4 protein-coding genes and 2 rRNA genes are annotated in these 8,827 nt (G+C 58.6%); 5 read left to right on the top strand and 1 reads right to left on the bottom strand.

What is annotated here, in order from left to right; genetic code table 11:
• Positions 1 to 200, top strand: a 23S ribosomal RNA gene (locus FH08_RS0133565); the annotation flags it as partial.
• A gap of 182 nt (positions 201 to 382) precedes the next feature.
• Positions 383 to 495: ribosomal RNA gene (gene rrf, locus FH08_RS0133560) — 5S ribosomal RNA — on the top strand.
• 404 nt (positions 496 to 899) lie between these two features.
• Here rrf and FH08_RS0133555 read toward each other — a convergent pair.
• Entirely contained in the window at positions 900 to 2,111 is a 1,212-nt protein-coding gene (locus tag FH08_RS0133555; RefSeq protein ID WP_031362560.1) for a M20 aminoacylase family protein, read from the bottom strand.
• A gap of 168 nt (positions 2,112 to 2,279) precedes the next feature.
• On the opposite strand from FH08_RS0133555, the gene FH08_RS0133550 reads away from it, so the two are divergent.
• From FH08_RS0133550 to ltrA, 3 genes are all read left to right on the top strand, one after another.
• Positions 2,280 to 4,361 carry a molybdopterin-containing oxidoreductase family protein gene (locus FH08_RS0133550; RefSeq protein ID WP_031362559.1) on the top strand — a complete coding sequence of 694 codons (2,082 nt, stop codon included), beginning with the start codon at positions 2,280 to 2,282 and terminating at the stop codon, positions 4,359 to 4,361.
• Positions 4,362 to 4,597: 236 nt separating this feature from the next.
• On the top strand, positions 4,598 to 6,271 hold the full coding sequence (locus tag FH08_RS0133545; RefSeq protein ID WP_031362558.1) for a long-chain fatty acid--CoA ligase: 1,674 nt from the start codon (positions 4,598 to 4,600) through the stop codon (positions 6,269 to 6,271).
• A 1,043-nt stretch (positions 6,272 to 7,314) separates the two neighbouring features.
• The gene (ltrA, locus tag FH08_RS0133535) at positions 7,315 to 8,619 is read left to right on the top strand and encodes a group II intron reverse transcriptase/maturase (RefSeq protein WP_063771252.1); all 1,305 of its coding nucleotides are present in this window, start codon (positions 7,315 to 7,317) and stop codon (positions 8,617 to 8,619) included.
• The last annotated feature ends 208 nt before the right edge of the window (positions 8,620 to 8,827 follow it).

The following is an 8,827-nucleotide window of genomic DNA, read 5'->3' as shown; positions in this document are numbered from 1 at the left end:
AGTGGCATCGCCGGGTAGCTATGTTCGGAAGAGATAACCGCTGAAAGCATCTAAGCGGGAAACTCGCCTTGAGATGAGATATCCCTGGAGCTTCGAGCTCCTTGAAGGGTCGTTCTAGACCAGGACGTTGATAGGTCAGGTGTGGAAGTGCAGTAATGCATTAAGCTAACTGATACTAATTGCCCGTAAGGCTTGATCCTATAACCAGTGTGTTTCACGGGTTCAGTACCCATACACCTAGGTTGAGATCAGTGTTGTGCCAGTACTAAACACAACCCAAAGCAACACCAGTAACAACGAGGCACTCCTCAAAGAGTGAACTCGACTACTTCTTCCCCAGATTGGTTGCGTTGACCACAAATCAACGCAACACCCCCTCATGCCTGATGACCATAGCGAGTTGGTACCACCCCTTCCCATCCCGAACAGGACCGTGAAACGACTCCACGCCAATGATAGTGCGGATACCCGTGTGAAAGTAGGTAATCGTCAGGCTCCTCATTCGCTGCAAAACACCGCAGCTTCGCCAAAACCCCACCCCGCAAAGGTGGGGTTTTTGCGTTTCAGGCGCCGCCCTTCAGAACACTCGCGCCAAACACCCCAACACTCCGGCTTACGCACTATTCAACACACGATATAGCCGCAACCCACGGACTCGCATCGCCGCAGACTCGGACTAGAGCGGTGCGATGCGATGACTTTGGCGCGTACACACTGCTGATTTTCGACGGTTCAACAGAGGCATACTCGGCGTGAACCAAACCAAATCACTCACGATCAAGCGAAGCGCCTTCAAAACGCTGATTCGACAGCTAAACAGCTAACCTCCCGCTGCCACAAACAAAATGCGCCCACTTCAACAAAGTGGACGCATTGGGGTTGCACGCGATTTAAATCAGTCAACGCGTCGCTTGATCCGCTTCAGAAGCCAGAAATTTTTCTGCAAGCCGAACCCAATACGTTGATCCAACGGATAACAGCGAGTCGTTGAAATCGTAGCTTGCGTTGTGAAGCGTGCAAGGCCCTAATCCATGTCCCGTTTCACGATGCGACCCTTCGCCGTTCCCTAAAAACGCATAGCAGCCGGGCTTCGCGAGCAACATGAAAGCGAAGTCTTCGGCGCCCATCGTCGGTTCGACGGTGGCGTTCACGTTTTCCTTTCCGACAACCTCCGCCATCACCGACGCCGCGAAGCGCGTCTGCTCAACGTCGTTGATCGTGGGCGGATAGTTGCGATGAAAATCGATGGAAACTCCGCACTCGTAGGCTGCCGCAGTCGCCTCCGCAATCGTCCGCATCCGATGCTCGATCAGATCGAGTGTCTCGACGGTAAATGTTCGCACCGTGCCACCGAGCCAGGCGTCATCAGGGACAACATTCGAGGTGTCTCCAGCATGGATCTGCGTGATCGAAAGGACGGCGGTGTCGATCGGTTTCTTGCTACGCGTGATGATCCCTTGCAGCCCATTGGCGATCTGAACTGCCGTGAAAACCGGGTCGCGTCCGCTGTGCGGTAACGCTGCGTGTGAGCCAACGCCCTTGATATCGATGCGAAATTCATTGCTCGACGCCATGATCGGGCCTGGCGTGACCCCGAAGTGACCTGCGGGGATACCCGGCCAGTTGTGGATGCCAAACACAGCATCGACGGGAAACTGTTCGAATAGCCCATCCTCGATCATCGCCTTGGCGCCCGCTCCACCTTCCTCGGCCGGCTGAAAGATGAACACGATGGTGCCGTCGAACCTGCCGTGCTCGGCCAGATGTTTCGCCGCGCCCAGCAACATGGCGGTATGGCCGTCGTGCCCGCACGCGTGCATGCGGCCTGCATTTTGCGATCGATGCCCGAACGTGTTGATTTCGGCGATCGGCAATGCATCCATGTCGGCACGCAGGCCCACGCATCGCTTACCCGAACCGCGTTTCAACACCCCGACGACGCCGGTTTTTCCCATGCCGCGATGGACTTCCAGGCCCCATCGTTCGAGGTTTTCGGCGACGAGCTTTGCCGTGCCGACCTCTTCATAACGCAACTCGGGATGCGCATGGATCGTTCGTCGCAGCGCTTTGATTTCCTCATGCGACGCTTCGATTTCTGGAATCAGATTCATGAAACTGGCCTCTGTCTGAAAAAATAACGTTGCGCGTGCCTACGTCCGCGTCGATTGCACCATTCTACGCCCGCGATTATTTATCGAAGGGCGAGACGGTCAGGTCGGCCAACCGTAATAAAATCGTTTTATCTGTCTGCTTTTTGCACATTCCCACCGGATACCCGCATGAATGCTCCCGTCGAATTCGCTCGTGCTGTCTGTCCACACGATTGTCCCGATACCTGTGCGATGCGTGTCACCGTGAAGGACGGCCGCGCCATCAAGGTGACTGGCGACCCGGATCATCCGCCCACACAAGGGGTGCTTTGCACGAAGGTCTCGCGTTATGCGGAACGAACTCACCATCGAGACCGGTTGCTGACGCCGATGCGTCGCGTCGGTGCGAAGGGAGAGGGCCGTTTCGAAGCGGTGAGCTGGGACGATGCGCTGACATTTGCCGCCGAGCGCCTGAACGAAATCGCGATCCGCGCCCCCGAAGCCATCTTGCCTTACAGCTACGCCGGCACGATGGGCTTGGTGCAAGGTGAGAGCATCGCTGCGCGCTTCTTCAATGTGCTCGGCGCGTCGCGTCTGGACCGCACTATCTGCGCTGCTGCCGGCGCCGCGGGCTTACGTTACACGTACGGCGGAAGTATCGGCATGCACACCGAGTATTTCGAGGAAAGCGAATTGATCCTGATCTGGGGATCGAATTCGATCGCATCGAATCTGCATTTCTGGACGCGCGCGCAGGAAGCTAAGCGCCGCGGTGCGCGGTTGATTGCCATTGATCCGTACCGCTCGCTGACGGCTGAAAAATGCCATCAGCACATTGCGTTGAAACCGGGCACGGACGGCGCGCTGGCGCTCGGCATGATGAACGTGATGATGGGCGTTGGGCTGATCGACCATGATTACATCGATGCCTACACGCTCGGCTTCGATCAACTCAAGGCGCGCGCCGAAGCGTATCCGCCGGCGCGTGTTGCGCAAATATGCGGGATCGAAGAACAGGTAGTGATCGATCTCGCGCGGGCTTTCGGATCGACGAAAAAAGCATCGATACGCCTCAACTACGGTATGCAGCGCGTGCGAGGCGGTGGCAATGCGGTTCGCGCTATCGCTTGCCTGCCTTCGCTCACGGGTGCGTGGCGGGAGCGGTCGGGGGGCTTGCTGCTGTCGTCGTCGAGTTGGGCGCCGGTAGATGTCAACGCGCTCGAACGGCCTGACTTGCTGCCGGGATGGCCATCGAAACTGCCGCGTATGGTGAACATGAATGCTATCGGCGACGCGTTGCTGCACGCCGGTGACGCCAGCTTCGGCCCGAAAGTCGAAGCGCTGATCGTCTACAACTCGAACCCGGTTGCGGTCGCCCCGGATTCCGGGAAGGTTGCAGCGGGGTTTGCGCGTGAGGATCTGTTCACGATCGTGCTCGAACACTTCCAGACCGATACTGCCGACTACGCCGACCTCATCCTGCCGGCCACCACGCAACTAGAGCATCTCGATGCCCACAAGTCGTACGGCCACACGCATGTGATGGCGAACTTACCGGCCATTCCTCCTGTGGGTGAGTCGCGCGCAAACACGGAGATATTCCGCGGCTTGGCCAGGGCGATGGGGCTTACGCATCCGGCATTATTCGAAAGCGATGAAGAGCTGGCATCGAAGGCATTCCGCTGGAACGATCCCGCGCTGGCAGGTGTGACCTGGGACACGCTAAAGACAAAAGGCTGGGCGCAACTCAAGCTGGCGGAGGCGCCGTTTGCCGAGGGCGGTTTCCACACGCCATCGGGGAAATGCGAATTTTTCAGTGAGCGTTTGCAACGCGCAGGGCTGGAGCCGGTGCCCGATTACCTGCCGCCGTACGAATCGGCCGAGTATGCACCGGCACTCGCCGCGCGTTATCCGCTCGCGATGATCTCGCCGCCGGCGCGGAACTTCCTCAACAGCAGCTTCGTCAATGTGGAAAGCCTGCGATCGACCGAGGGTGAACCGCATCTCGACATGCATCCCGCCGACGCCCACGCTCGTCAGATCACCGAAGGCGAACTGGTGCGCGTATACAACGACCGCGGTTCGATGCAGGCACGTGTGCGCGTCACCGATCGCGCTCGTGAAGGCGTCGTGGTGGGGTTATCGGTATGGTGGAAGAAACTCGCGCCGGATGGCTGCAACGCCAACCAGGTGACCAGCCAGGCGCTGACCGATCTCGGTGGGTCGGCGACATTCTATGACTGTCTCGTGGAGGTCGAGGCGGCTTACTGAGTTGGCAAATGAGTTGGCAAATGAGTTGGCAAATGAGTTGGCAAATGAGTCGGCAAATGAGTTGGCTAAGTGAGTTGAGAAAAATTGGGTAGAAGCCAGCAGGCGCAAGGGGAAGCACGGGCCGGTGAGATTGGAAGCTGGCGTCTAACCCGGTTGTCGGAATGCGATCGAGCGGCTACGATGCGCTACGGGCAATTTCGCACGACCATTCTAAAATTATATAAAGGAGACGCCGTATGGAAAAAATTTGGCTGAAGTCCTATCCGGCAGGCGTGCCCGAGGAAATCGATGAGACTCGGTACAACTCGCTTTCCGACCTGCTGGAAGAAAGCTTTCGCGAACATCGCAGCAAACGCGCGTTTATCTGCATGGGCAAAGCGATCACCTATGGTGAACTCGACACGCTGTCCAGCCGGTTAGCCGCGTGGTTGCAGTCGCGTGGGTTAAAGACCGGTGCCCGCGTCGCGATCATGATGCCGAACGTGCTGCAGTACCCGGTTGCGATTGCGGCCATTTTGCGCGCGGGTTATGTCGTCGTGAACGTGAATCCGCTCTATACGCCGCGCGAACTCGAGCATCAGTTGAGGGATTCCGGAGCCGAGGCAATTGTCGTGCTCGAGAACTTCGCGCATACCGTGCAAGCCGTCGCGAAAAACACCGCGATCAAGCACATGGTGGTTGGGTCGATGGGCGACCTGATGGGCGCGAAAGGCGTGATCGTCAACTTCGTCGTGCGACGTGTGAAGAAGCTGGTGCCGGCGTGGACGCTACCCGGCCATGTGAGTTTTAACGCAGCCCTTCGACAAGGTGCGCGCGAAACGCTCAAACCCATCAAGCAAGGTCCCGACGACATCGCTTTTCTCCAGTACACCGGTGGCACGACAGGCGTAGCGAAGGGCGCGATGCTGTTGCATCGGAACCTGATCGCGAACGTCTTGCAGTCCGAAGTCTGGCTCGATCCGGGACGCAAGAACCGGCCGGACATCGATCAATTCGTGACCGTCGTGGCGCTGCCGCTTTATCACATCTTTGCACTGACCGTTTGCGGCTTCCTGACCCTGCGCACCGGTGGCATGGGCATCCTGATTCCGAATCCGCGCGATATCCCGGGCACGATCAAGGAGCTGAAAGGCTTCCAGATCAACACGTTTCCGGCCGTGAACACCCTGTACAACGCGCTGCTGAACAATCCGGAATTCGCCAAACTCGATTTTTCCAAGCTGATCGCGGCGAACGGTGGCGGCATGGCCGTGCAGGAAGCCGTGGCGAAACGATGGTTCGAGACGACGGGTTCGCCGATCATCGAAGGTTATGGGTTGTCCGAAACATCTCCGTGCGTGACGTGCAATCCGGTGACCGCTACCGAATACACCGGCACGATCGGGTTGCCGTTCCCATCCACGGAACTCGCCATCCGCGACGACGACAACAACGATATGCCGCTCGGCCAGCCTGGCGAGATCTGCATTCGCGGTCCACAGGTCATGGCGGGCTACTGGAACCGACCCGATGAGACCGCGAAAGTGATGACCTCCGACGGCTTCTTCAAGTCGGGTGACGTCGGCATCATGGACGAACGCGGATACGTGAAGATCGTGGACCGCAAGAAGGACATGATCCTGGTGTCGGGCTTCAACGTGTACCCGAATGAGATCGAGGATGTGGTGGCGAAGCTGCCGGGCGTTTTCGAAGTAGCAGCCGTCGGCATGAAGGACGCGACCTCGGGCGAAGCGGTCAAACTGTTTGTCGTTCGGCGCGATCCGCATTTGACCGAAGCCGATGTGATGGCCTTCTGTAAGGAGCGGTTGACGGGCTACAAGCGGCCGCGTGTGATCGAGTTCCGCACGGAGTTGCCGAAGAGTAATGTCGGCAAGATACTGCGCCGGGAGTTGCGCGACGGCAACGCCTGAACACGGTTCAGTCGCCAAAGACTGAAAATAAAAAGCAGGCCTCCGCATCGCAAGATGCGGAGGTTTTTTTTCGTGTGCGCCCAGCATGGGCGCAATCTTGGAGGTGCAAGTCCTCCCGTGAGTTGACCACAGCGAACGAAGTGAAGCGCAACTGCGTGAGGGTGACCGAGCGTGGGAAGGAAGCGTGGATCAAAACCGTGAGCCGATGAACAAGAACCGGATAGAAGGCAGTGCCGATCAGGGCGAGCGGGCACGAAACTGCGAAGCTCTCGTGGTCAAGGATCAGGCGCTGTAGATCCGGCGGTTGTGCGGTGAAGGATTGCGTTCTTACCTGGGGAGATCTCGCCTCATGCTTGAAAGGGCGACGGTGTCGAGCCGGAGCGAGAAGTCAGCAGAGGCCATATTGTGCGCTGGGCAGCGCGTTGTTCAGGAGGGTTGAAGTCCCTCTGGCGCTCGGATGAGGGGCGCCATATCCGAAAGCGGGGGTAATGCCTCGCTGGCCGGAGAGAGGTGGAAGGTATGGAGACGCCTAACTGGGCACGAAGGCGAAAGCCGGATACGGCCAAGGCGGACCTGAAGCCGTCACCTCGCAGGTCTCCGGAGGGCAGGGTGTCCACCGCGAGGTGGAATCCGAAGGGCATGAGGAGAAGTACCGGGCCGTAGTCGATGGGGGCTGCCCCGATGACGAACCGGTCGGCCAAAGGTGGGGCAAGGTCGAGCCCGCACTATGGGGGCGAAGGCGTTCTCATTCACCCACCGCACCAAGGTGTTTGCGGACGGCACGGTACGGAAGAACAGCGTGTGACCCCAGGAGAACTGGCACAGTCTGCGGGTGGCACCGTGGGAAGTGAGCCTATAAGCGAGGAGCGAAGTGGCGAGCGGTGCTGTGTCAGTAGTCGGACGGCTGAGTAGTACCTGAAGCGTGGCTAAAACCACGTGACCGAGCGATCGGCGACAGAAGTGGGTCGGGGAAGGCAGCCGGCGAAGATGATTGGGAAGAACCAGGACGACAGTGAGTAAGGACACGGAGGAGGATCAGTTCCATGAGCGAAATACCCGTACATCCGCGCCCGAGGAGACTGTCTGACTGGATCAACCCGATGGCGGCAAAGAAGGTCCACTCATTAATTGACAAGGTTTATCAACGGAAGAATCTGGAAGTCGCCTGGGAGCGAGTCCGGGCCAACCGGGGTAGTGGCGGTGTAGATGGTGTCAGCGTAGCGGACTTTGCTGAACAGGCGGACCAGCAACTGGATCGCCTGCAGGCAGAATTGCGCGCGCGGACCTATCAGCCGCAACCGGTCAGGCAGGTCTCGATTCCGAAGGTGGGTAAGCCGGGAGAGTTTCGTAAGCTGGGCATACCGTCGATTTACGATCGCGTATGTCAGCAAGCGCTGCTTAACCGGCTGGAGCCCATCTTCGAGCCGATATTCGACGATGCCAACTTCGGTTATCGGCGAGGGCGATCGACACACGGCGCTTTGCGCAAGATCTGGAAAGAGATCGAAGGTGGTGGGGAATGGATTGTAGACGCTGATCTGAAAGATTTTTTTGGGTCAGTGGACCATGACAAACTACTGGCGCTCATTGCCCAACGGGTTGCAGACGGTCGGGTACTGGGACTGATCAAGGCGATGCTCAAAGCCGGCAGCTTCGGCGAGGGCCGTCTCTTTCCGAGCGAGCGCGGAACGCCCCAAGGTGGGGTCGCGTCCCCTTTGCTCAGCAATATCCTCTTGACGCCGTTTGATCAGGAGATGCGACGCAGGGGCTATCAGCTTACCCGCTACGCGGATGACTGGGTGGTCACCTGCTCATCCAAAGCACACGCGCATGCTGCCATTGCGGCGGCGACGAAGATCCTGACAGCACTGGGCGTACAACTGCATCCGCAGAAGACGCGAATCGTGCACGTTCGATTTGGATTCGAGTTTCTCGGCTACAAGATCAAGCGCGGGCGGCAGCTATCGCTGTCTGCAGCCAAGATCCGCAGTGGCGCGCGATCAGGTGCGCTGTATGCGTATCCTCGGGAGAAATCGGTTCAGCGGCTCATGGATCAGGTGCGTCGTCTTACACAGCGGCGCGTGCCGCTTCGTACGCGCGAACTGATTGAACGACTCAATCCCATCTTGCGGGGCTGGGGGCACTACTACAAGCGCTCCCACGTCCGACGGATCTTCAACCGGCTCGACCGATGGATCGTGCGGCGAATATGGTCGCACCGATTCAAACGCTGGCGCAATACGGGCTGGAAGGTGCTGTCCGAGGCGCGGCTGTACGGGGAGTTCGGGTTGGTGAATCTAGTGCAACTGATACCTTCTATTGCTTCTCAGCATGCTGCGTCTTCGTGAAAGCTGCATGCCGGAAAACGGCACGTGCAGTTTGTGCGGCGGACGGAGGCCAGCGCGCAAGCGCGCCTCCTCCGACCCAACAGTCACAGGATAGGCCGGTAAGGCTGAAGCTAGGGACGAAGGGCCGAACGAGAAGGAGTGTTCAGCGTCATGTCGATGTGGCAGGCATTGCGTCAGATGCCCGTGCAAACGGGGCAAGCGGGAGTAG

The sequence above is a fragment of the Caballeronia sordidicola genome (assembly GCF_000729995.1).
GTDB lineage: Bacteria > Pseudomonadota > Gammaproteobacteria > Burkholderiales > Burkholderiaceae > Caballeronia > Caballeronia sordidicola_A.
Note: the sequence above shows the minus strand (reverse complement) of the source record. Positions and strands in the feature narration are given on the sequence as shown.

Excerpts from the sequence above, each read along its gene's own strand:
- FH08_RS0133555 (WP_031362560.1), bottom strand. The coding sequence starts at position 2,111 with ATGAATCTGATTCCAGAAATCGAAGCGTCGCATGAGGAAATCAAAGCG.
- FH08_RS0133550 (WP_031362559.1), top strand. The coding sequence starts at position 2,280 with ATGAATGCTCCCGTCGAATTCGCTCGTGCTGTCTGTCCACACGATTGT.
- FH08_RS0133545 (WP_031362558.1), top strand. The coding sequence starts at position 4,598 with ATGGAAAAAATTTGGCTGAAGTCCTATCCGGCAGGCGTGCCCGAGGAA.
- ltrA (WP_063771252.1), top strand. The coding sequence starts at position 7,315 with ATGAGCGAAATACCCGTACATCCGCGCCCGAGGAGACTGTCTGACTGG.